At 73.0% G+C, this 22,368-nt stretch carries 18 protein-coding genes; 10 read left to right on the top strand and 8 right to left on the bottom strand.

Going from position 1 to position 22,368, the window contains the following annotated elements; genetic code table 11:
• Positions 1-66 precede the first annotated feature (66 nt).
• The 3 genes from OG514_RS10090 (at position 67) to OG514_RS10080 (ending at position 2,686) form a co-directional block, all read left to right on the top strand.
• Positions 67-1,311 (top strand): acyl-CoA dehydrogenase family protein, encoded by a 1,245-nt coding sequence (locus OG514_RS10090; RefSeq protein ID WP_266893028.1) that lies wholly within the window; start codon positions 67-69, stop codon positions 1,309-1,311.
• Positions 1,312-1,782, top strand: coding sequence for a nitroreductase family deazaflavin-dependent oxidoreductase (locus OG514_RS10085; protein ID WP_266893026.1), 471 nt, complete (start codon positions 1,312-1,314; stop codon positions 1,780-1,782).
• 232 nt (positions 1,783-2,014) lie between these two features.
• Positions 2,015-2,686 carry a DUF4097 family beta strand repeat-containing protein gene (locus OG514_RS10080; RefSeq protein WP_266893025.1) on the top strand — a complete coding sequence of 224 codons (672 nt, stop codon included), beginning with the start codon at positions 2,015-2,017 and terminating at the stop codon, positions 2,684-2,686.
• A gap of 104 nt (positions 2,687-2,790) precedes the next feature.
• Here OG514_RS10080 and OG514_RS10075 read toward each other — a convergent pair whose 3' ends face one another.
• Positions 2,791-3,438: a TetR family transcriptional regulator gene (locus tag OG514_RS10075; RefSeq protein ID WP_030315615.1), complete on the bottom strand. Its 648-nt coding sequence runs from the start codon at positions 3,436-3,438 to the stop codon at positions 2,791-2,793.
• A 319-nt stretch (positions 3,439-3,757) separates the two neighbouring features.
• Between OG514_RS10075 and OG514_RS10070 the strand changes: the two genes are divergently transcribed.
• Together OG514_RS10070 and OG514_RS10065 are read left to right on the top strand one after the other, a co-directional pair.
• A complete protein-coding gene (locus OG514_RS10070; RefSeq protein ID WP_266893024.1) occupies positions 3,758-4,543 on the top strand; it encodes a VOC family protein in 786 nt (261 codons plus the stop codon).
• Positions 4,544-4,680: 137 nt separating this feature from the next.
• Positions 4,681-7,101: a PQQ-binding-like beta-propeller repeat protein gene (locus tag OG514_RS10065; RefSeq protein ID WP_266893023.1), complete on the top strand. Its 2,421-nt coding sequence runs from the start codon at positions 4,681-4,683 to the stop codon at positions 7,099-7,101.
• 41 nt (positions 7,102-7,142) lie between these two features.
• Here OG514_RS10065 and OG514_RS10060 read toward each other — a convergent pair whose 3' ends face one another.
• Complete coding sequence (locus OG514_RS10060) at positions 7,143-7,745, bottom strand: hypothetical protein (protein WP_266893022.1); 603 nt, start codon at positions 7,743-7,745, stop codon at positions 7,143-7,145.
• A gap of 124 nt (positions 7,746-7,869) precedes the next feature.
• On the opposite strand from OG514_RS10060, the gene OG514_RS10055 reads away from it, so the two are divergent.
• Positions 7,870-8,418, top strand: coding sequence for a hypothetical protein (locus OG514_RS10055; protein WP_266893021.1), 549 nt, complete (start codon positions 7,870-7,872; stop codon positions 8,416-8,418).
• 42 nt (positions 8,419-8,460) lie between these two features.
• Here the strand turns inward: OG514_RS10055 and OG514_RS10050 are convergent, their stop codons facing one another.
• The 3 genes from OG514_RS10050 to OG514_RS10040 are packed head-to-tail and all read right to left on the bottom strand — an operon-like array spanning position 8,461 to position 10,807.
• Positions 8,461-9,237 (bottom strand): enoyl-CoA hydratase/isomerase family protein, encoded by a 777-nt coding sequence (locus tag OG514_RS10050; RefSeq protein WP_266893020.1) that lies wholly within the window; start codon positions 9,235-9,237, stop codon positions 8,461-8,463.
• Complete coding sequence (locus tag OG514_RS10045) at positions 9,234-9,659, bottom strand: Zn-ribbon domain-containing OB-fold protein (RefSeq protein ID WP_266893019.1); 426 nt, start codon at positions 9,657-9,659, stop codon at positions 9,234-9,236. Before OG514_RS10045 ends, OG514_RS10050 begins: the two co-directional genes overlap by 4 nt.
• A 5-nt stretch (positions 9,660-9,664) precedes the next feature.
• Entirely contained in the window at positions 9,665-10,807 is a 1,143-nt protein-coding gene (locus OG514_RS10040) for a lipid-transfer protein (protein ID WP_266893018.1), read from the bottom strand.
• A gap of 116 nt (positions 10,808-10,923) precedes the next feature.
• Between OG514_RS10040 and OG514_RS10035 the strand changes: the two genes are divergently transcribed.
• Positions 10,924-12,465, top strand: coding sequence for a FadD3 family acyl-CoA ligase (locus OG514_RS10035; RefSeq protein WP_266900813.1), 1,542 nt, complete (start codon positions 10,924-10,926; stop codon positions 12,463-12,465).
• A gap of 48 nt (positions 12,466-12,513) precedes the next feature.
• Here the strand turns inward: OG514_RS10035 and OG514_RS10030 are convergent, their stop codons facing one another.
• Complete coding sequence (locus OG514_RS10030; protein ID WP_266893017.1) at positions 12,514-14,016, bottom strand: DUF2079 domain-containing protein; 1,503 nt, start codon at positions 14,014-14,016, stop codon at positions 12,514-12,516.
• A 94-nt stretch (positions 14,017-14,110) separates the two neighbouring features.
• Here OG514_RS10030 and OG514_RS10025 point away from each other — a divergent pair, with 94 nt between their 5' ends.
• A complete protein-coding gene (locus tag OG514_RS10025) occupies positions 14,111-14,785 on the top strand; it encodes a response regulator transcription factor (RefSeq protein WP_266893016.1) in 675 nt (224 codons plus the stop codon).
• Positions 14,786-14,825: 40 nt separating this feature from the next.
• Positions 14,826-16,844, top strand: coding sequence for a cell wall metabolism sensor histidine kinase WalK (locus OG514_RS10020; protein ID WP_266893015.1), 2,019 nt, complete (start codon positions 14,826-14,828; stop codon positions 16,842-16,844).
• Positions 16,845-17,201: 357 nt separating this feature from the next.
• Here the strand turns inward: OG514_RS10020 and OG514_RS10015 are convergent, their stop codons facing one another.
• Positions 17,202-17,390 (bottom strand): hypothetical protein, encoded by a 189-nt coding sequence (locus tag OG514_RS10015; RefSeq protein ID WP_266893014.1) that lies wholly within the window; start codon positions 17,388-17,390, stop codon positions 17,202-17,204.
• A gap of 222 nt (positions 17,391-17,612) precedes the next feature.
• Positions 17,613-20,792, bottom strand: a complete 3,180-nt coding sequence (locus tag OG514_RS10010) for an AfsR/SARP family transcriptional regulator (RefSeq protein WP_266893013.1) — start codon at positions 20,790-20,792, stop codon at positions 17,613-17,615.
• 184 nt (positions 20,793-20,976) lie between these two features.
• On the opposite strand from OG514_RS10010, the gene OG514_RS10005 reads away from it, so the two are divergent.
• Positions 20,977-22,197, top strand: coding sequence for an amidohydrolase family protein (locus tag OG514_RS10005; RefSeq protein ID WP_266893012.1), 1,221 nt, complete (start codon positions 20,977-20,979; stop codon positions 22,195-22,197).
• Positions 22,198-22,368 lie beyond the last annotated feature (171 nt).

The raw sequence follows: 22,368 nt of genomic DNA, 5'->3' as shown, positions 1-22,368 counted from the left end.
CGCGACTCTGGCAACCGGCCCGGCGCGGGCCTAGCATGACGCACCGTCAGAAACGGAGGGAGCCCCATGGACGCCGCCGACAGCGCAGCGCTCGCCGCCGCCGGAACCGCCTCGCTCGCCGCCCCGCTCACCGAGGAGCAGCAGGAGATCCGCCGCACCCTGCGCGACCTGCTCGCCGAACGGGCCGGGCCGCAGGAGAACCGGGCCGCCACCGCCACCCCCCAGGGATACGACCCCGAGCTCTGGGCCCGGATGTCCGGCACCCTAGGCGTCGCCGGGCTCGCCCTCCCCGAGGAGTACGGAGGAGTCGGCTGCGGACCCGCCGAACTCGCCCTCGCCTGCGAGGAGACCGGCCGCGCCCTCGCCCCCTCCCCGCTCCTCGCCACCAGCGTCCTCACCGCCCCGCTCCTCACCGCCCTCGGCACCCCCGCGCAGCGCGCCGCACTCCTCCCGCGGCTCGCCGACGGAAGCCTCACGAGCGCCCTCGCCGTCCCCGGCGGCGCCCTCGCCCTCGCCCTCGGCCTGACCGGCGACAACACCGCCGAGGACTGGTCCGGCGGCGGCCGCGCGGGCGGCGTGCAGGCACGCGCCGCCGACGGAGGCTGGCGGCTGTACGGGGAGGCCGCCCAGGTCCTCGACGGACACAGCGCCGGACTGCTGCTCGTCGCCGCCCACACCGGCGGCTTCGCCCGCAGCCGCACCCTGCTCTTCCTCGTCCGGGCGGAACAGGAGGGAGACGCGGCTCCGGGGCTCGTCCGCACCCGGCAGACCACCCTCGACCTCACCCGCACCCAGGCCACCGTCCAGTTCAGGGACACCGAGGCCGAACTCCTCGGCGAGGAACCGGCCGACGTCCTCGGTGCGCTCGCCGTCACCGGCCGCACCGCCGCAGTCATGCTGGCCGCCGAAGCCGTCGGCGCCGCCCGCGAGGCCCTCGACCGGACCGTCGCCCACGTCACCGCGCGCGAGCAGTTCGGCCGACCCGTCGGCTCCTTCCAGGCGGTCAAACACCGGCTCGCCGACCTCTACGTCCAGGTCGAGGCCGCCCGCTCCCTCACCTACTGCGCGGCGCGGGAGCCGGGACCCGGACCCGACAGCGGGCCGCTCGCCCTCGCCCACGCCCTGGAGGCGCTCCGCGCCACCGCGGGGGAGTCCATCCAGCTCCACGGCGGCATCGGATTCACCTGGGAGCACGAGGCGCACCTCTCCTTCAAGCGGGCCGCCTCCGACGAACTGCTCTTCGGGCCCGTGCGGCGGCTGCGCGCACGGGCGGCGGAACGGACCGGACTCTTCGGAGAGGTGGCGGCGTAGATGCCCGTCGGACGCAAGCTGATGCAGAAGATGTCCTCGACCCGGACGTTCGCCCGGATCGGCCCGCACGTCGTGCCCGCCATGGACAAGGCCGTGCACCGCCTGACCAGGGGAAAGGTGCTGCTCAGCGCCCAGATGCTGCCCGGGGTGGTGCTCACCGCCCGGGGTGCGAAGAGCGGGCTTCCCCGGGTCACCCCGCTGGCCTGCATGCCGGAGACGGACGGCCGCTGGCTGCTCATCGGCTCCAACTTCGGCCGCCCCGGACATCCGGCGTGGACGGCGAACCTGCTCGCCCATCCGGACGTCGAGGTGAACTGGAAGGGCGAGGACGTGCCCGTACGGGCGGATTTGCTCACGGGGGAGGAGCGGGCGGAGGCCTGGCGGGCGGCCCTGGAGTTCTGGCCGCCGTACGCCACGTACCAGGCACGGATCGACCGCGAGATCCGGCTCTTCCGGCTGACGAGACGCTGACCGGGCGTCGAACCGGCACCGAAGAGCGTTCACTCTCATTTCATTGCAACTGCAAGAGGGAGGGTTGTTGCATTAGCCTGCAGGGTCACTGCAACGAAATACTCGTTCTGACCTGCGGGGATGACGATCTTACGCAATGAATGTGTTGTCGGATCCATGAATGCAACGTAGCTTTTCCTTCATCGGAAACGGCGGGCCCGAGAGTGGGACCGCCTCAAGAAGGAGAAGAACCTTGCAGAAGTTCGCCGCCACCGCCGCGATCATCACCGTCCTCGACATCCCCGCCGGCCGCATCCAGCTCATCGCCGCCGACCGTGACGACGCCACGGTCGACATCCGGCCCGCGAACCCCGCCAAGTCCGCCGACCTGAAGGCCGCCGAGCAGGTCTCGGTCGAGTACGCCGACGGCGTCCTGCGGATCGCCGCCGCCCCGGCCAAGAACCGGCTCCTGGGCGACTCCGGATCGGTCGAGGTGACCGTCCAGCTGCCCGCCGGCTCCCGCATCGAGGCGAAGACCGCCGCCGGTGACCTCCGCGGCGTCGGCCGCCTCGGCGACGTCACCTTCGACGGCGCACAGGGCACCGTCACCCTCGACGAGACCGCCACCGCCCGCCTCACCCTCCTCGCCGGCGACATCACCGTCGGCCGCCTCGGCGGCGCCGCCGAGATCAGCACCCAGAAGGGCGACCTCCGCATCACCGAAGCCGTCACCGGCTCAGTGGTCCTGCGCACCGAGTCCGGCGCGATCACGGTCGGCGCCGCCCGCGGCGTCTCCGCCACCCTCGACGCCCGCACCGCCTACGGCCGCCTCCACAACGCCCTCACCAACACCGACGGCGCCGCCGCCGGCCTGAACATCCATGCCACCACCTCCTACGGCGACATCACCGCCCGCAGCCTGTGACGTGCCGTCGCGGAGCTCGCCCGGACACGGCGACGCCGACGGCGGTCCGTGGGGGCGGGCCGCCGTCGGCGTCGACGACAGGACGGGTGAAGGAGGGGGTGGGGCTATCTGGTCGGCTTCTTGCCGGTGATGCCCAGATGCACCAACAGGGCCAGGTTCGGCTTGAGTTCGGCCTGCTTCACGCCCCAGGTCGTGAAGCCCTTCTGGTGGCCGGCGACCGCGGCCAGCATCGCCACGAGCGAGCCGGCCATGGCGGCGGGGCTGACCTCCTTGTCGACCTTGCCCTTGGCCTGGAGCTCCTTCACCGCGTCCGTGAGGGAGTTGGTGACCGAGTTCAGGATCTTCATGCGGATCTTGTAGAACCGCTTGTCGCCCTCGGCGGCGCCGAGGTCCACGACCCGGAGGATGGCGTCGTGCTTCCGCCAGAAGTCCAGGAAGCCTTCGACGAGTTCCTCGGAGGTCTGCCAGCCGGCCTTGCCGACCCAGGAACGGCCGGAGACCAGCTCGGTCAACCCGGCGCCCTCCTTGGCCATTTCCTCCGCGATCTCGAGAACCGCTCCCTCGACGTCCGGGAAGTACTGATAGAACGTCGCGGGTGAAGTACCCGCCTTCCGGGCCACATCGATGACCTTGACGTCCCGGTAGGGCGAGGAGCTGAGCATCTCACCGAGGCAGTCGAGCAGCTTCTGCCGCGTCGCCTGGCCGCGTCGTCCGGCCACGCGGCCGTCGACGGTGCGTACTTGTCCTGTCATGCCGTCAGCTTACCGAGGGGGTGTCGGCGCGCGATTCGGCCGACTGCAAATGGGGTGCACCCCCCGGCCACTCGTGTTCTGCGAGGTCGGCACGCGTGTCTCCGTGGGTGCGGCACGGACGGGGAGGGGCGGGATTGCGCCACTCCCAGGGAGTGGGGCGGACGGCCGCGGGATCCCCGTACCCGAATAGGCTTATGAACAGCCTGTGGACAACTTCGGTGGACAACTCAACTGTCCCAAGGGTTCTGGACCGATAAATCGCCACTTTGTTCGCACGTCGGGGCGTGCGGCGTCGCCACCACGGACCTAGCGTGGTGACATGGCCGTACGCACTGAGGGCACCCCCTGCTGGGTGGACGCACAGCTCCCCGACCTCGAAGCGGGCAAGCGCTTCTACGGCGAGCTCTTCGGCTGGACCTTCGACCCCGACCGCGACGAGGCCCTCCTCGACGGGCGACGCGTCGCCGGACTCCTCCCCAAGCGCGACGGCCGCATGCCCACCACCTGGACCGTCTACCTCGCCACCGAGAACGCCGGCACCCTCGCCGCCCGGATCAAGGCCGCCGGCGGCCAGATGGTCATGGAGCCCTACCCCGTCGGCCCCTTCGGCGTCCTCGCGCTCGCCGCCGACCCCGGCGGCGCCGTCTTCGGCCTCCGCCAGTCGGGCGACGACAACGGCTTCCAGACCGTCAACGAACCGGGCTCCTTCTGCTGGATGGAGGTGTACACCCGCCGTCCCGACGCCGTGGACACCTTCTACGCCACCGTCTTCGGCTACCTTGGCCGCCAGGCCGCCCCCGACGAGGAGGGCAGGGACCCCGGCTTCGACTACCGCGTCTGGTCACCTCCCGGCTCCCGGCCCGGCGACGACAGCGCCTTCGGAGGACGCGCCGTCATCAGCGACGACTTCCCCGCGGAGATGCCCGGCCACGTCCTCGTCTACTTCGCCGTCCACGACTGCGACGAGGCCTGCGAGACCACCGTCCGGCTCGGCGGCCGGGTCGCCACCCCGGCCTTCGACACCCCCCACGGCCGCATCGCCGTCCTGCACGACAACCAGGGCGCGCGCTTCGCGGTCCTCTCGGAGCCGTCCGGTACGACGTGAGGCTTCCCTTCCGGATGGCTCCGATATGACCTGTGACACCCCGATCCGCCCCCGGGTTCGCAACCGGGCCCCCGGACAGGAAGAATCAGGGCCACGGGGCCGTACCCTCATGGCCCGTACGGGGAGGTGGCAGGCAAGTGGAACAGCTGACGCAGCACGACCCGAGACGCATCGGGCCCTTCGAGGTGCTGGGCCGGCTCGGCGCGGGCGGAATGGGCCTGGTCTATCTCGCGCGCTCGGCCTCGGGCCGACGCGTGGCGATCAAGACCGTGCGCACGGAGCTCGCCGAGGACCAGCTGTTCCGGGTCCGCTTCACCCGAGAGGTGGAGGCCGCGCGGGCGGTCTCCGGCTTCTACACGGCCGCCGTCGTGGACGCCGACCCGCGGGCAGCCGTGCCCTGGCTGGCGACCGCGTACGTCCCGGCGCCCTCGCTCGAAGAGATAGTGAACGAGTGCGGACCGCTCCCGGCCCAGGCCGTGCGCTGGCTGGCCGCCGGCGTCGCCGAGGCCCTGCAGTCCATCCACGGCGCGGGCCTGGTCCACCGTGACCTCAAGCCCTCCAACGTCCTCGTCGTCGAGGACGGCCCCCGGGTGATCGACTTCGGCATCGCGTCGGGCGTCTCCAACACGCGCCTGACCATGACCAACGTCGCCGTCGGCACCCCGGCCTACATGTCGCCCGAGCAGGCCCGCGACTCGCGCAGCGTCACCGGCGCGAGCGATGTCTTCTCGCTGGGCTCGATGCTGGTCTTCGCCGCCACCGGCCACGCGCCGTTCCACGGCGCCAACCCGGTCGAGACCGTCTTCATGCTGCTCCGCGAGGGCCCCGACCTGGAGGGCCTGCCCGACGAGCTGCGGCCCCTCATCGACGCCTGCATGCAGATGGACGTCACCCGCCGGCCCACCCCGGCCGACCTCCAGGCCCAGCTGGCCCCGCATCTCTTCGGCCCCGGCAGCGACGACAGCGGCACGGCCTCGGCCTGGCTGCCGCGGAGCGCCACCGACATGATCGAGACCCGCCGCGGCGGCCGCCCGGCCCCGGCGTCGACCGCGCCGCCGATGCCGCCGCGCCCGCCCCGGCAGCCCGCCGACCGGGGCGCCGACCCGCGCTTCCCGGAGCCCGCGCCCGTCGGCGGTGGCCGGCACGCGGGGCCCGCCGAGAGCGCGGGCGGGCCCGTACGCCTCGGCGGCGCGACCGTGCCGATCGGCCCGGGCCCACGGGTCGCCGACACCCGTGCCGCGCTCGCCGTCGGCCGGAGCGCCGACGCCGGACCGGCGACCGGCTGGATCCGTCCGCCCGGCGGCGGCCCGCACGGCGCGGACCACGGCTCGTACGCCGGGGAGCCCGGCCCGCCGCCCGGCTCCCGCCCGATGGGTGTCCCCTCACAGGGCGCCGACCAGGCCGCACCGGCGGAGCCCGGCCCCTGGCGGCCGTGGCGCTTCCGGATGTCGAACGACGTCTGGGGTACGCCGGTCGTGGACGGCGACCTGTTGTACGTGACCTCTTTCGAGGTACACGCCCTGGACACCGGCAGCGGCCGGCGCCAGTTCAAGACCCGCGACGTGGCCTGGTCCATGGCCGTCGCCTCGGGCCGTATCCACGCCTCCGACGGGCCCACGCTCTACGCCCTCGACGCGACCGACGGCAGCGAGCGCTGGCGGCTGCGGACGGACGCCTGGGTGTACTCGCTCCAGGTCGACCGGGGCACCGTCGTCACCGGCACGCGCGGCGGCGGGGTGCAGGGCTGGGAGGCCTCCAACGGCGCCAAGCTGTGGGAGATCACCGGCGCCCAGACCGACTTCGAGACCCCGGAGGCGGGGCCCGCCGTGCACGGCGACACCGTGTACGTGTGGCGGGAGGCCCGGCTCCAGGCCCTCGACGCCCGCACGGGTGTGGAGCGCTGGTCGTACCCGATCGGCGACGCCGCCTCCTGCGCCAACGTGCCCGTCCGGGTCGCCCCGGCCGAGGACGGCTGCGTGTACGTCTCCGCCGGGACCCGGGTCCTGTCGTTCGACATCGCCGCCGGACACGTCCGCTGGCACTTCGAGGCACCGGCCGTCTTCCTCTCCCCGCCCGCCTTCGCCCAGGGCCCCGCGGTCACGGGCGGCGGGGTGTACCTCGCCGACCACCTCGGCACGGTGTACGCGATCGACGCCACCACCGGCCAGGACCGCTGGCGCATCGCGACCGAGCCGCGTCAGTCGGCCGAACCGCTGCTCGTCGCCGACGGCAACATCCACGTCGGCAGCGGCAGCGCGCTCTACACGCTCGACGCGGTCACCGGCACGCCCCGGTGGCGGTTCGCGGCGGGCGGCGAGCTGGTCGGCTCCCCGGTCGTCGCCGACGGCAGGGTGCACTTCGGCTCGGCCGACCACGTCCTCTACACCCTGGACGCGACCGGCGGTCAGCTGCGCTGGAAGCTCGCGACCGGCGGCGAGATCACCGGCTCCCCGGTGGTCAGGGGCGGGGTCGTGTACGCCTGCAGCAAGGACCGCTGCGTGTACGCGCTCGACGCGGTCAAGGGCACGGCCACCGGCCGGGGTGCCGCGGGGCGTTAGCTCGTACGACGTACGGACGGGAACCCGTCGACCGGAGGGCGCTAGCCCTTCGGCGGCGGGTTCTCCCGTTCCGGGTCCGGCGTCGGTACGTCGAAGGTCTGCGTCGCCGCGTACGGAGCCGAGGCCTGCGGGTGCTGACGCGGCGCTTCCAGGGTGGACGTGTCGTCCGGCGGCGGGCCGTCGAGCGTGGGATGCGTGAACCGGGGCGGCTGGTCCACCCGGTGCGGCGGACGGGACCTGCCCGACATCACGACCGCGCCGAGCAGCAGCAGGATCCCGCCGCCGAAGGCGTTCGCGACCCCGTCACCGAGCCCCGCACCGTCGCCGCCGATCGTGAGACTGCCCTCGGCCTGCCCGACCCGCACCATCCACAGAACGGTGAAGCCGAGGACGACGATCCCCGCGAGCGCGACGAGCAGCCGGGAGCGCAGCACCACCCCGAGGAGGGTCAGGAGGGCGGCGAAGAGGAACGGCGCCAGGATCGAGCCGAGCAGCTCGCCCCTGTCGTCGGTGATGCCGGTGAACAGCTCGTCGATCGCGTAATCACGACCGTGACGGCCGTCGTACCAGGCACGGAAGGGGCTCCAGACGGCGGCCGTCGCTCCGGCGAGAGCCAGCACCGAGCCGACGATGTTGCGAATCATCGATGCGGCCTCCTCGGCGGTCCGGCTCTCGCTCCCGACGCTACGCCCGGTGCGGGGGGCCCGCCACGCGGCATCGGGGCCTCGCTAAAGTGGCGCGGACACGACACGGAGAACGGGGAGCGCGATGGTACGCACACGCCTGAAGCTCGCGGCGACACTCACGGTGGTGGTGCTGGCGCTGACCGGTTTCCACACCGGCCACGGCAGCAGCAGCGGTGGCGGCAGCGGGAAGAGCAAGAGCGGCAAGAGCCGCGGCCACTCGGACGACGACTCGGGCGGCGGCTGCTCCAGCGACGAGAAGAGCAACGACGACTACAGCGGTTCGGGCGGCTCCGGCTCGAACACCACGGCGCCCACCCCCACCGCCTCCCGGGCGACGGCCGATGTCGTGGTCGTCGACTGTGTGAAGCCCGCGCAGAAGAAGCGCAAGGGCAAGCCGGCCCGCAAGGCGGACACCACGGCGACCCTGGAGATCACCTCGAAGACCTGGGACACCGAGACGTTCCGGGTCACCCTGGAGTTCAAGGGCGCCTCGGGCACCGCGGTGGACTCGGCCGAGGCCCTCGTCACCGTCGAGGGCGGCAAGACGAAGACCTTCGAGGTCGCGATGGAGTACCCGAAGGCCGTCGGCCAGGTGAAGAACTGCTGGGTGTACGACGTGCGGGTCCAGTAGGCATCCGAGGGACGGGGACGGGGACGGCCGGCCGGGGCCGGATCACCTGAGGCGATGGCCCCCCGCCCTGCGCCCGAACAGCTCCGCCTGTCGCTCCGGCGGCAGGTTTCCCAGGGCGACCAGGTGCGGCGCGTGCGCGAGCGCCTGGGCTCTGGCCGCCTCCTTCACCGACCAGAGTGCCCGGACGGTCCCCTGCACGGCCTCCGTCGGGTGGCCCGCGATGACGGCGGCCGCCTCGCACGCGGCGGCCAGCGCACCGCCGGGCGGGGTCAGCTCGGAGACGAGCCCCGTCTCGTACGCCCGCCGGGCCGAGATCCGTTCGGCGCTGCCCATCAGGGCCATCCGGGCGATTTCCCCGTACGGCATCCGCTGCGCCATGTGGACGGTCTCGAAGGCGCTGACCATGCCGTAGGTGGTGTGCGGGTCGAAGAAGGCGGCGCCCTCGCCGGCGACCAGGAACTCGGACTCGCCGAGCAGGTAGAACGCCCCGCCGCACGCCATGCCCTCGACGGCGGCGACGACCGGCTTCCACAGGTCGTTGGCCTTGGGGCCGATCGCGAGGAGCGGATCGTCGATCGTGTACGGGGACGAGGGCTGCGGCACGTTCCCGACGGCCGCCCGGTCGATTCCGGTGCAGAAGGCCCGCCCCCCGGCCCCGGTGACGACGATCGCGCGGACCTCGTCCTCGTACCGGAACCCCCGCCAGACGGCGCTCAGCTCGCGGGCCATCTCCAGGGTGATCGCGTTGTGCTTCTCGGCCCGGTCGAGGGTGACGACCGCGACCCCGGTCTCCTTGTCCCGCTCGACACGGATGCTCATCCGCGCTCCAGGAGCCAGCGCGGGACGGTGACGCCGTCGATCTCGGCGAAGGCCACCTTCACCGGGGCGCCGATCCGGAGCCTGCTGGGGTCGACCGAGTTCAGGGGCGCGTCCGGGGCGGCGACCACATTGCCGACGAGGCGGATCCGGGGGGCGTCGGTGAGTTCCACGATCACCGCGTTGTACGGGGCCTGGGCGGCGTACTCGGGCAGGAGGGGCGGGTGGGGGAGCACGTACGACCAGATCCGGCCGCGGCCGGACATCAGGCGCCATTCGCTCGCGAAGGACTGGCAGTGCGGGCAACAGGGGCGGGGCGGGAAGCGGAGCTCGCCGCAGTCGGCGCAGCTCTGGACGCGCAGTTCGCCCCGGGCGGCGTACTCCCAGAAGGGGGCGCCGTCCTCGTCGGTGACGGGAGTCAGCATCGGGATCAGCTCCTGAGGAGGATGGCGGAGGTGGGGACTCCCTCGCCCGCCGTGACCAGGCAGGTGGCGGCGTCGGGGACCTGGGCGGTGGAGGTGCCGCGGAGTTGCTTCACGCCCTCGTTGATGAGGTTGAAGCCGTGGACGTACGCCTCGCTGAGTCCGCCGCCGCCGGTGTTGAGGGGCAGCCGGCCGCCGATCTCCAGGGCGCCGCCCTCGGTGAAGGCGGCGCCCTCGCCGCGGCCGCAGAAGCCGTAGCCCTCCAGGGAGAGCGGGACGAGCGGGGTGAAGGCGTCGTAGATCTGGGCGACGTCGACGTCCTGGGGGCCGAAGTCGGCCTGCTTCCAGAGGTGGCGGGCGGCGGTCCAGGCGGGGCCGGAGAGCGGGTCGTCGTTCCAGTAGTTGACCATGCCGTGGTGCTGGGCGGGCAGGCCCTGGGCGGCGGAGTGGACGTACACGGGCTTCTGGCGGCAGTCGCGGGCCCGCTCGGCGCTGACGATCACGCAGGCCAGCGCGCCGTCGGTCTCCAGGCAGTTGTCGAAGAGGCAGAGGGGTTCGCTGATCCAGCGGGAGGTCATGTACATCTCGCGGGTCAGCGGGCGTTCGTACATGATCGCGGCCGGGTTCTGGTTGGCGCGGTTGCGGCAGGCCAGGGCCACGTTGAAGAGGTGGTCGCGGGTGGCGCCGTACTCGTGCATGTAGCGGCGGGCGAGCATGCCGATCTCGTCGGCGGGGCGGAGCAGCCCGAAGGGGCGGGTCCACTGGCCGGGGGTGGGCAGCTGGACGGCGGTGTTCTTCCAGGGGCGGGGGCCGCTGCCCCGCTTCCGGGACCGCCAGGCGACGCCGACGCTCGCCTGTCCGGTGGCGACGGCGGCGGCGAGGTGCCCGACGGTGGCGCAGGAACCGCCGCCGCCGTAGCCGACCTTGGAGAAGAAGGTGACGTCGCCGGCGCCGATCGCCTTGGCGACCTCGACCTCGTCGGTCTCCTCCATCGTGTACGAGGCGAAGCCGTCGACCTCGGAGGGGTCGATGCCGGCGTCGTCGAGGGCGGCGAGGATCGCCCGGCAGGCGAGTGTCCTCTCCGTCTCGGGGAGTTGTTTGGCGAAGGCGGTCTGACCTATCCCGACGATGGCCGTTGCGTCCTTGAGCAAGACAACCTCCCCGTGTGACAGCGCTACTGACAGCGCGTCAGGTTACAACTAATCTGACGGATAGTCAGCTAAGGGGAGTGGTGGAGGTGGAGATGCGTCAAGCGGCCGAGGCGGAGATGCGCGGCGACCTGGAGTGGGGCACGATCCCCGGTCTCGTACGGGCGGCCGCCGAGCGGTACGGCGCACGGGAGGCGGTCGTCGACGGCCGCAACCGCGTCACGTACGCCGAACTCGGCGAACGCGTCGAACGGGCGGCGGCGGCCTGCCTCGCCACCGGCATACGGACGGGGGACCGGGTCGCGATCTGGGCCCCCAACACCCTCGACTGGATCGTCTCCGCGCTCGGCGCGGTCACCGCCGGGGCCGTCCTCGTCCCCCTCAACACCCGCTTCAAGGGCGCCGAGGCCGCCCACATCCTCCAGCGCTCCCGGGCCCGGCTGCTGTTCGTCACCGGCACCTTCCTCGGCACCTCGTACGTGGCCTCCCTGCGCCGCTCCGGGGTCGACCTGCCGGACCTGGAGAAGGTCGTGGTCCTCGGCGACACCGCGCCCGAGGAGTGGACCACCTGGAAGGAGTTCCTCGCGGAGGGCGACGCGGTCCCGGCCGACCGGGTCCACGCGCGGGCCGCCGCCATCGACCCCGCGGCCCCCTCCGACATCATCTACACCTCCGGCACCACCGGCCGCCCCAAGGGTGCCGTCATCAGCCACGCCCAGAGCCTGCGCTGCTACGCGATCTGGTCCGAACTCGCCGGCCTCCGCGAAGGCGACCGCTACCTCGTGGTCAACCCCTTCTTCCACACCTTCGGCTACAAGGCCGGGATCCTCGCCTGTCTGATGCGGGGCGCGGTGATCGTCCCCCAGTCCGTCTTCACCGTCGACACCGTCCTCGCCCACATCGCCGCCGAACGCGTCACCGTGCTGCCCGGCCCGCCCACCCTCCACCAGTCCCTCCTCGACCACCCTGCCCGCCCCGCCCACGACCTGTCCTCGCTCCGCCTCGTCGTGACGGGCGCGGCGGTGGTCCCCCTCCGCCTGGTCGAGCGCCTCCGCACGGAGCTGGGCGTCGGCACGGTCCTCACCGCGTACGGCCTCTCCGAGGCGAGCGGCATCGTCACCATGTGCCGCCGTGAGGACCCGGCCGAGACGGTGGCCACCACGTCGGGCCGCGCGATCCCCGACACGGAGGTCCGGGTCTCGCCGACGGGCGAGGTCCTGGTCCGCGGCCACCACGTGATGAGCGGCTACTTCGAGGACGAGGCGGAGACGGCGACGGCGATCGACGAGGCCGGCTGGCTCCACACGGGAGACATCGGGGTCCTCGACGAGAAGGGCAACCTGCGCATCACCGACCGCCTCAAGGACATGTTCATCGTGGGGGGCTTCAACGCCTACCCCGCCGAGATCGAGCAACTCCTCGGCCTCCACCCCGACATCGCCGACGTCGCCGTCATCGGCATCCCCGACCCGAGGCTCGGTGAGGTCGGAAAGGCCTTCGCGGTACGGAGGCCGGGGGCGCGGGTCACGGCGGACGACCTGATCGCCTGGTCGCGGCGGGAGATGGCCAACTACAAGGTGCCGAGGGAGGTCGAGTTCGTGACGGAACTCCCGAGGAACGCGAGCGGGAAGGTGGTGAAGGGGGAGCTGCGGGGGCGCTGAGGTGTGACGCGGTGATCGCGGGGCGCCAGAGGGGCCTGGTGACGCTGTTCACCTCTGACGAGGACGACATGACCACGCTGTGTCCGCCGCACGTGCTGGTGCAGCGCATCCGACACCCCACTGACGGCTCAGAACCACGATCCCCTCCGTCTCCCGCACCACCCGCCACCCCTGTTCCCCGGCCCGCCGCAACACGCGCTCGACCGCGCCCGCCGGCCACTGCTCCCGTACGTCGGCGACGATCCACTCCACGGCCGGCCGCCGGTCGAGGACCCCGTCCGCGACCAGATGCACGGTCGCCCGGTCGGTCAGATGCGGGGCGAGACTGTTGCTCGCCGCGACCCGGGCCCCGTCGGGCACCAGCTCCAGGGCCTGCCGGGCGGCGGCCTCGCGCGGGCCGTCGCGCCAGAAACCGGGGGTGGCGAGGGAGCCGAGGGGCTGGAAGGGAAGCATGAGGAGTGCGGTGACGAGCGGAAGGGCCACGGGGACGCCGGCCATCGGCAGCCGTACGGCCACCGGGAGGCGTATCGGCAGCCGTACGCCCCTCCTCAGTGCGTCCACCAGGGCCGCGAAGGCGATCGGCACCAGCACCGCCGAGTAGTGCAGCCCCGGCTCCCAGTGCGCCGGATTGGCCGAGGTGAACCGCCAGGCCAGAGTGGGAAGCAGCAGCAGGGCGAGGGGGCTGCGCAGCACGAGCCCGCCGGTCGCGGCGAGCAGCGCCAGGACGGTCAGCGACTTCACCGGCCAGCCGTCGAGGAGCCCGTACGCCCCGGAGGCCTGGCTCAGGTACACGTACCGCCCGTCCGCCGCGAACGCCGGGATCACCCCGTACACGATCAGGAACATGCCGAGCACGGACCCGGCGGCGAGGACCAGCCCCGTGCGCCGGTCCTGCCGCACGAGCAGCAGCCCGAACACGGCCGCTGTCGCCCCCAGGTCCTCCTTCACCAGGAGCAGGGCGGCGGCCCAGCAGGCGGCGGCCCGGGTCCGTCCGTCGAGGTACGCGCGGCAGGCGAGGGCGAGCAGCGGTACGGCGAAGGCGACCTCGTGGAAGTCGAAGCCGATCAGCGCCTGCGTCCCCCAGCCGAGCCCGCACGCCGTCCCGATCGCCACCGGGGCGAACTTCCTGGCGGGGAGGTGATGTTGGGCGGTGCGGGCGAGGACGTACATGGCGAGGGCGACGAGCGCGGCCTGTGCGACGAGGAGCGTCTCGACGTGCGGTGCGAGCCGGTAGAGCGGCGCGAGGAGGGCGAGGACGGGGTGGAAGTGGTCGCCGAGCAGCGGATACGCGTCTCCCGTGAAACCGGCCGGGGCGGTCGCGGCCCGGATCTCCGAGGCGGGCGCCCGCCCCTCCGCGTACGCGCGCACGGCCTGCCCGAAGATCCCGAGGTCGTAGCCGGTCGTCCGGAAGCGGGCGTGCTCGCGCAGCGCGAACACCGCGTACAGGGCGAGGAAGACGGCGGCGAGGAGGGCGGGAACAGTACGGGAGGCGGCGGTCGGAGGCGCTGTGGTCGGGGGCGCGGTGGTCGGGAGCTTGGTGATCAAGGCCATGCGGGGCACCCTCGCCGTCCGCCCCTGAGACGGTGCTGAAGGACCCTGAGGATTTCCTCAGCCCTTGCTCCGGCGGTCCGGCGATACTCGGCCCATGCGCATACTGGTGATCGAGGACGAGGAGGGGATCGCCGCCTCCCTGCGGCGCGGCCTCTCGGCCGTCGGCTACACGGTCGACGTCGCCCACGACGGCGTCACCGGACTGCACCTGGCCCGGGAGCACCGCTACGCGGCCGTCCTCCTCGACATCATGCTGCCCGGCCTCAACGGCTACCAGGTCTGCTCCCGGCTCCGCGCCGAGTCCAACGCCGTGCCGGTGATGATGCTGACGGCCAAGAACGGCGAGTACGACGAGGCCGAGGGTCTCGACACCGGCGCCGACGACTACCTGGCCAAGCCTTTCTCGTACGTCGTCCTGGAGGCCCGGCTCCGCGCCCTGCTGCGCCGGGGCGGGGCGCGCACACGCACCGTCCTGGAATGCGGCGACCTGTGGCTCGACCCGGCGCGCAGGACGTGCGGCCGGGGCGAGGCGGTGATCCCGCTGACGCCGAAGGAGTTCGCGGTGCTGCACTGCCTGCTGCTGAGGCTCGACGAGGTCGTGCCGACGCTCGACATCCTCGACGACGTGTGGTCGGCGGACTTCACCGGCGACCCGAACATCGTGCACGTGTACATCAGGGCGGTACGGAGGAAGATCGACGCCCCCTTCGGGCGGGAGACGATCGAGACGGTGCGGGGCGCCGGGTACCGGGTGACGGCACGTGTCTGAGTGGGGGAGAAGGTACCGCCCGGTCTGGGCATCGGGATTCGTGGCCACCCTGGTCGTGGTGGCGGCCGTGTGCCTGCTGGAGTACGCGGACCGGAGGGCCGGCCCGCGCTCCCCGGTCATCGCCGTCCTCATCGTGGACGACCGGGTCGGTCCACAGGTGGAACTGCTCGCCGACACGGGCCCGTGGATCGGGATGCTGTGCGTCGCCGTGGCCTGCTGGTTCGCCGGGACCGGCCACCCGACGGCGGTACGGCTCCGCACGACGGGGGCCGCCGCCGTGACCTCGGGCGCGCTGTTCGCGACGTACTGCGCGTGGCTCGCCCGGGAGAACCCGGTCAAGCCGTGGCTCGTCGCGGAGGAGGCCCTCCGCTGGGGCCTGATGTTCATCGGCCCCTCGGCCGGCCTCCTGACGGCGGCGGTCGTGTGGACGGCGCTCGGCAACAGCGCGGTCCGGCTCCCGTACCGCAGTCGTACGGTTCTGGTGGCAGCGGCCACCACCGGCGGGCTCTTCGCGGCGAGCATCGAGGTCCTACGGCGGGCCCAGCCGTCGGGCGCGGAGTCGCTGGCCGACGTGTACTGGATCGCGCTGATCACCGGGTCCCCGCTCGTCACGCTGCTCACCGGCGTATTCGTCCACGTCGCGGCGCGGGCGTCGCTCCGCCCTGTCGAGGCGATCCGGCGCGAACTCTCGGACATCACCGGCCAGTCGCTCGACCGGCGGGTCCCCGTCCCGCCGACGGGTGACGTGATCGCCCGCCTCGCGGTGACGACCAACGACACCCTGGACCGCCTCGAACAGGCCTCGGCGCGGCAGCAGCAGTTCGTCGCGGACGCCGCCCACGAACTGCGCAGCCCGCTCGCGGCCCTGCGCGCCCAGCTGGAGACGGCCCTGCGGCACCCTGACTCGGTCACCGACTGGCCGGAGGCGGTGGCCGAGGCGGCCGCCGATGTCGTACGGCTCCAGACGCTCGCCGACGACCTGCTGCTCCTCGCGAGCCACCGGGCCACGGCGCCGCCCCGAGAGCAGGTGGACCTGGCGGCCCTCGCGGAGGATCTCGTCCGCGAACACCAGCACCTGCCGGACGCGACGGGCCTCGTGGTGACGTGCGAGGCCCCGGCCCCGGCGCTCGTCCACGGCAACGCGACCCGCCTGGAGCGCCTGCTCCGCAACCTGCTGGCGAACGCGTGCCGGCACGCGAAGTCGACGGTGAAGGCGCAGGTCACGGTCACGTCGGCCCACACCGTGATCCTGACCGTGGAGGACGACGGCCCGGGCATCCCGCCCGCCGACCGATCCCGCGTCTTCGACCGCTTCACCCGCCTCGACGCCTCCCGCACCCGCACGTCGGGCGGCGCGGGCCTGGGTCTCCCGATCGCCCGCGACATCGCCACGGACCACTCGGGCACCCTGACGATCGAGGACGCGGAGTGCGGGGCGCGCCTCGTGGCACGGTTTCCGGAGGGGGGCTCGCCGGCCGCATCGGGGCGCGGACCGGGGGCTGCGCACCCCGCCCCCGAACCGGAAGCGGTGGAGCGGCACCTGCCCCGGAACTGGACCATCGGCCTCGCGCTCGCCCTCGCGGGAGTGCTCGCCCTCGGTGTCACAGCCTGGGCCGCGAGGGATTCCCGCCCCGGGGAATGGTCGTGCGAGCCGGACCTGTCCCGCGAGGAGTACGTCCCTGCCGAGATGAGCCAACTCGCCTACGCGAAGGTGGAGAAGATCGTCCGCTACGTGCCGAGCGGGGACGGCGACGCCGGCACCCTCCGGGTCCGCCTCCGAGTCCTGCACTCCCTGAAGGGCGAGGTCCCCGCGACGCTCACCCTCGCCCAGGGTGTGCTCGTGAACCCCCAGGGCCGCTACACGAGCACCGACCCCCTCCGCCCGGTTCTCACCCCCGGCGGCACCTACGTCGTCAGCTACGACCAGGACTTCTCCGACTCCGGGGGCGTCGGCTGGATCCGTTACGCGAAGGAGGAACCGACCACGTCGCTGGCCCGCTGGAGGACGTACGTGGCCCGGGAAACGAGGGCTCCGCTGGACCCGCGGTGCGACAGGTAGACGTGAGGGCCGGTTCCGCGAGGCGGTGCGGCGCGACCTGCGCCAGAGCCACGCGGAGCGCGGCGGGAGTGCGCTCAGGCCGGGAGACGAGCGGCTTCGCCGCCGTCGACGTGCTGCGTCGGCATGTCAGGTCGCGACAGCGCCTTGTCCGGGCACGAAGGAGGGGCCGGGCATCAGCCCGGCCCCTCCACTTGCGGTGGTCCGATCGCGTTGCTCACGGGACCTGCCCGGACGGATCCCCCCTGGTTCCGCCCCGGGCGCCCCCGGTTCCGTGTGCCCCCCGTCGACCGGACCTCCCTGGTGGGCCGCGGCGGCTCCCCCGAAGTCGCCGCCGCGGCCGCTCCCCGTCGGGAGTGGCTAGTTGGCCGGCTCGGACGTGATGTGGAGGTTCTCGGCGGGTCCGTCGCCGAGGACCTTGTCCGCGATCGCGTCTGCCGGCTCGGAGGTGATATGCAGGTTCTTCGTGCCGATCTTGTCGGTCTCCGTGCCGGTGATGTGCAGGTTCTCCGGCGTGACGACCGGGTTGGTGGCGTCGATGTCGCCCATGCTGATCCCCTCGTGGTGGATGGCTTCGCGTGCTGGTGGGTGGAGCCCGTCCGGCTGTTCCCCCGTGGACGGCCGAACGGGCTCCTCGGGGTCGCTCACCCTAGTGCGTGGAGGTGACGACCTCACCGGCGACCCGTCTGCCCCCCGACGCGGCGGATCGTTGAGGACAACTCTGCCGGGTGGCGATAAACGAATGCTGAACGCCGCCGGGACGGGTATGCGTCAGGCGGCGGCCACGGGGGCCAGCAGAGCCCTGACCTCGGACGCTTCCGGAACCGACAACTCTTCGTAGATGTCCAGGGCTTCCCGCCAGCAGACCTGGGCCCGCCCCGACTGCCCTATGCCGTGCAGCGCCCGCCCGAGGACGGTCAGGACGTTCCCGCGTCGCCAGTCGCCGCCGATGCCCCGGAGCACGGTGAGGGCCTTCTCCGCCCCCGCGGCCGCGGCCCCGTACCGACGGGCCGCGATGTCGACCTCGGCGATGCGGAACAGCGTCATGCCCTCCCACAGCCGCTGGCGGCTGTCGACGAACACGGCGAGTGCCTCGCGGAGTTGCTCGCCGGCGTCCTCCAGCCGCCCGCTCTCGGTGAGGGCGAGGCCGAGCGCGTAGCGCCCGTTGGCGCCCTTGAGGGCGTGTCCCATCTCGTCGTACATGTCCGCTCCCTGCTGGGCCATGCGGACGGCGTCGGCCGTGCGGCCCGCGGCCAGATGGATGCGGGACAGATTGCAGAGAGCGGCGGCTTCGCCGGCGCGGTCCTCCGCATCGCGGAACCCGGCGATGGCCTGGCTGAGGTGTTCGTCCGCGTCCTCGTACCGCGCCTGGTAGTGCGCTATGGCGCCCCTGGCGTTCAGGGCCCAGCAGATGGGCAGCGGGTCGTCGACGGAGCGCGCCATGCGGACGACCTCGTCGGCCTCCTGGTCGGCCTGGTCGAAGCGGCCCTGGTAATGGTGGACGTACGCCAGCGTGTTGGCGGCGCGTGCCTCGGCACGGACATCGCCGGCCGTGCTCGCCGCGCCGCGCAGCACCGTGGCCACGGTCTCGTACTCGCGGGAGTTCGCGCCCGACTCCGCCAGGTCCAGGGACGCCCACAGGAGGTCCACCGCGCGGCGGAGGGTTCCCGGGGCCGCCGCGGACTGGCGGACGCACGCCAGGAGGCAGTTCGCCTCGGCGTAGAGCCAGTCCTGGGCCGTGTGGCGGTCGGTGAAGGTGAGGCCTTCGTGGGTGGTGGGTTCCAGGTGGTCGACGAGGCGGTCGCCGGGGCGTTCGATCGCGTAGACCCGCGCCGCCGTCGACAGGTAGAAGTCCAGGAGCCGGGAGAGCGCCGCCTCCTTCTCCGAGGGCGGCTGCTCGTCGCGGTCCGCGCACGCACGCGCGTAGAGCCGGACCAGGTCGTGGTACCGGTACCGGCCGGGGGCGGCCGACTCCAGGAGGGACGTGTCGACGAGGGCCTCCAGGAGGTCCTCCGTGTCCCAGAGCGACAGGTCCAGGACGGCCGCGGCCGCCGCGAGGGAGATGTCCGGGCCGTCCGCGAGGCCGAGCAGGCGGAACGCGCGCGCCTGCGCCGGTTCCAGCTGCCCGTAGCCGAGTTCGAACGTCGCCTTCACCGCGAGGTCGCCCGCCTGGAGCTCGTCCAGACGCCGCCGCGAGTCCGCCAGCTTCGCCGCCAGGACCGAGACGGTCCAGGTGCGGCGGGCCGCGAGCCGGGACGCGGCGATGCGGATGGCCAGGGGCAGGAAACCGCAGGCCGCGACGACGTCGAGGGCCGCCTCGCGTTCCGCCTGGACCCGCTCCTCGCCGACGATCCGGGTGAAGAGCTGGAGCGCCTCCTCCGGGGACATCACATCGAGGTCCACCAGGTGCGCGCCGGCCAGGTCCACCATCCGGATCCGGCTGGTGACGAGGGCCGCGCAGCCCGACGTACCGGGAAGCAGTGGGCGGATCTGGGCGGCGTCACGGGCGTTGTCCAGGAGGACCAGGACCCGGCGTCCGTCGAGCGTCGAGCGGTACAGCGCCGCCCGGTCGTCGAGCGAGTCGGGGATGGCCGCGTCCGGGGTGCCGAGCGCGCGGAGGAAGGAGCCCAGGACGGTCTCGGTCGCCGCCGCGCGGGAGCCCGCGCCCTGGAGGTCCACGTACAGCTGCCCGTCCGGGAAGTGCCGCCTCGCCTCGTGCGCGACGTGCACGGCCAGCGTCGTCTTGCCGACCCCGCCGATGCCCGCGAGCGCCGAGACGGCCATGACGTGGCCCTCGGCGGTGGCGAGCCGGTCGCCGAGTTCCCGTACGAAGGCGGCGCGGCCCGTGAAGTCCGGGACGGTCGCGGGGAGCTGGGCGGGGCGGGCGACGGGTGCGGCGGCCGGGGCGGCCTCCTCGACCGGGCGGGCGAGTTCGGCGTCGGCCTGCAGGATGCGCTGCTGGAGCCGGGAGAGTTCGGGGGTGGGGTCGACGCCGAGTTCGTCGGCGAGCAGCCGGCGGGTGTCGGCGTACACGGCGAGCGCCTCGGCCTGCCGCCCGCTGCGGTACAGCGCGAGCATCAGCAGCTCGCGGAGCCGCTCGCGCAGCGGGTGCGCGGCGGTGAGCGCGGTCAGCTCGGACACGGCCTCCGCGTGCGCGCCGACCTCCAGGTCGATGTCGAGGCGCGTCTCCAGGAGCGTGAGCCGCCACTCCTCCAGGCGGGTCCGCTGCGTCTCGGCGTACGGCCCCGGTACGGAGGCCAGCACCTCGCCGTCCCACAGGTCGAGCGCCTCGGCGAGCCGGTCGCGGGCACCGGACCGGTTCCCGGCGGCGCGCAGCTTCTCGGCCTCGGCGCCGAGTTCCTGGGCGGTGGCGACGTCGAGGGCGGCGGCGGAGGTGCGCAGGGCGTACCCGCCGGACTCGCTGACGAGGACCTTGGGGCCGAGCGCCTTGCGGAGCCGGGAGGCGTACGTCCGTACGGCCGCGAGGGCCTGTGAGGGAGACTCCTCGCCCCAGAGCGCGTCGATCAGCTCGGAGGCGGTGGCGGTGCGCCCGCCGCGGAGGAGCAGGGCGGCGAGCAGGGCCCGCTGCTGGGGCGACCCGGTGGGCACGGGTTCGTCGTCGCGCCAGGCGCGGACGGGCCCGAGCACGGCGAAGCGGAGGAGTCCGGGGGCGGTGCCGTCGTCGGTGCCGACGGCGGCCCGGGTGTCGGCGGCGGGGTCCGGCGCGGTCGTCGCGGCCGCGTCCGCGCCCCGGTCGGCGGCGTCCGTGCCGCTGGGGGCGGCATGGCCGGAATGCGTACCCGCACCCGTCGCCTCGCCGGCCTCCGGGCGGGCCGTGCCCGCAGTCGTGCCCGTGTCCTCGATCTCGTCGGTGCCCGGGCCCGTGCCGGCGCCCGCGCGCGTCCTCGGAGCCCGTTGCACCGGAACTCGCGGTCCGTTCTCACGGTCCATCGCTCCCCCTGCCCGTACCGCCACCGCTGGTTTCGCCCTGGACAGTCTGCCTTGTCCGGAGGGACTCCGTCAGCATCGGGTCGGCCGTAGTCCGGGCCGTGATGCGGCCGTAGTACGGCCGTCACACCGTCGATCTGGCGCACGATAGCTGACGGACCGTCAGATCGGCGCTACCGTGAAAGCCATGGAGACCTTCCCGAAGATCATCTCGGTGGACGACCACACCGTGGAGCCCCCGCACGTCTGGCGGGACCGGCTCCCGTCCCGGTACCACGACACCGGACCCCGGATCGTCCGCGCCCCGCTCAAGGAAATGACCTTCCTAGGCGGGAAGTTCGCCCCCGTCATGGGGGCCAAGGGCGACGACGGCCCGATCGGCGACTGGTGGGTCTACGAGGACCTGCACCGGCCCCTCACCCGGCTCGACACCGCCGTCGGCTACGACCGTGACGAGATACGGCTCGAAGTCATCACCTACGAGCAGATGCGGCCCGGCTCCCACTCCGTGCCCGAGCGGCTCGCCGACATGGACGTCAACCACGTCCAGTCCGCACTCTGCTTCCCCACCTTCCCGCGCTTCTGCGGACAGACCTTCACCGAGGCGAGCGACCGCGAGCTGGGTCTGCTCTGCGTCCGGGCGTACAACGACTGGATGGTGGACGAGTGGTGCGGGCCCGAGGCTCACGGGCGGCTCATCCCACTCACCCTCATCCCGCTCTGGGACCCGGAGCTGGCCGCCGCCGAGGTGCGCCGGAACGCTGCACGCGGGGTGCGGGCCGTCGCGTTCTCAGAGATCCCGCCGCACCTGGGGCTTCCCTCGGTGCACACGGACCACTGGGACCCCTTCTTCCGCGCGTGCGACGAGACCGGCACGGTCATCGCGATGCACATCGGCTCGTCCAGCCGGATGCCGTCGACGTCCGCCGACGCCCCGCCGGCCGTCGGCTCCACCATCACCTTCGCCAACTGCTGCTTCTCGATGGTCGACTGGCTGATGAGCGGCAAGTTCGAGCGCTTCCCGAACCTGAGGATCATGTACGCGGAGGGGCAGATCGGCTGGATCCCGTACATCCTGGAGCGCGCCGACGTCGTCTGGGAGGAGAACCGGGGCTGGGGCGGGGTCGCCGAGAAGGTGCTGCGCCCGCCGTCCGAGCTGTTCGCCGGACACGTCTTCGGCTGCTTCTTCGACGACGCGTTCGGGCTCCGGAACCTCGACGCCATCGGGGCCGCGAACGTCCTGTACGAGACGGACTACCCGCACTCGGACTCGACCTGGCCCAAGTCGCGGGAGGTGGGCGAGGCGCAGATGGGCCATCTGCCGGCGGACGTCGTCGAGCGGATCGTGCGCGGCAACGCGATCGACCTGCTCGGGCTGACCCCGGAGGGCCTCTGGCCCGGCCGGTGACGCCGCCGGGCCGCGGGCCGACCACGGCTGTCCGCCGTGATCGGCCCGCGCCCGCTCGACGCCCGGCAGGCCGGGGCCCGACCGCCCCTGGGGGGCGGGGAGTCCTCCGGGTCCTCCGGGCGGTCGGCGGGAAGGCTCTCCGGGCTCTCCGAGGCCCCGGGCGGCCGGCGC

It is taken from the genome of Streptomyces sp. NBC_00572, from assembly GCF_026341815.1.
GTDB lineage: Bacteria > Actinomycetota > Actinomycetes > Streptomycetales > Streptomycetaceae > Streptomyces.
This window is presented reverse-complemented; position numbering and strand designations above follow the sequence as displayed.

Coding starts and splice junctions, on each gene's coding strand:
- OG514_RS10090 (WP_266893028.1), top strand. CDS start 67: ATGGACGCCGCCGACAGCGCAGCGCTCGCCGCCGCCGGAACCGCCTCG.
- OG514_RS10085 (WP_266893026.1), top strand. CDS start 1,312: ATGCCCGTCGGACGCAAGCTGATGCAGAAGATGTCCTCGACCCGGACG.
- OG514_RS10075 (WP_030315615.1), bottom strand. CDS start 3,438: ATGACAGGACAAGTACGCACCGTCGACGGCCGCGTGGCCGGACGACGC.
- OG514_RS10070 (WP_266893024.1), top strand. CDS start 3,758: ATGGCCGTACGCACTGAGGGCACCCCCTGCTGGGTGGACGCACAGCTC.
- OG514_RS10060 (WP_266893022.1), bottom strand. CDS start 7,745: ATGATTCGCAACATCGTCGGCTCGGTGCTGGCTCTCGCCGGAGCGACG.
- OG514_RS10055 (WP_266893021.1), top strand. CDS start 7,870: ATGGTACGCACACGCCTGAAGCTCGCGGCGACACTCACGGTGGTGGTG.
- OG514_RS10050 (WP_266893020.1), bottom strand. CDS start 9,237: ATGAGCATCCGTGTCGAGCGGGACAAGGAGACCGGGGTCGCGGTCGTC.
- OG514_RS10045 (WP_266893019.1), bottom strand. CDS start 9,659: ATGCTGACTCCCGTCACCGACGAGGACGGCGCCCCCTTCTGGGAGTAC.
- OG514_RS10035 (WP_266900813.1), top strand. CDS start 10,924: ATGCGCGGCGACCTGGAGTGGGGCACGATCCCCGGTCTCGTACGGGCG.
- OG514_RS10030 (WP_266893017.1), bottom strand. CDS start 14,016: ATGGCCTTGATCACCAAGCTCCCGACCACCGCGCCCCCGACCACAGCG.
- OG514_RS10025 (WP_266893016.1), top strand. CDS start 14,111: ATGCGCATACTGGTGATCGAGGACGAGGAGGGGATCGCCGCCTCCCTG.
- OG514_RS10015 (WP_266893014.1), bottom strand. CDS start 17,390: ATGGGCGACATCGACGCCACCAACCCGGTCGTCACGCCGGAGAACCTG.
- OG514_RS10010 (WP_266893013.1), bottom strand. CDS start 20,792: ATGGACCGTGAGAACGGACCGCGAGTTCCGGTGCAACGGGCTCCGAGG.
- OG514_RS10005 (WP_266893012.1), top strand. CDS start 20,977: ATGGAGACCTTCCCGAAGATCATCTCGGTGGACGACCACACCGTGGAG.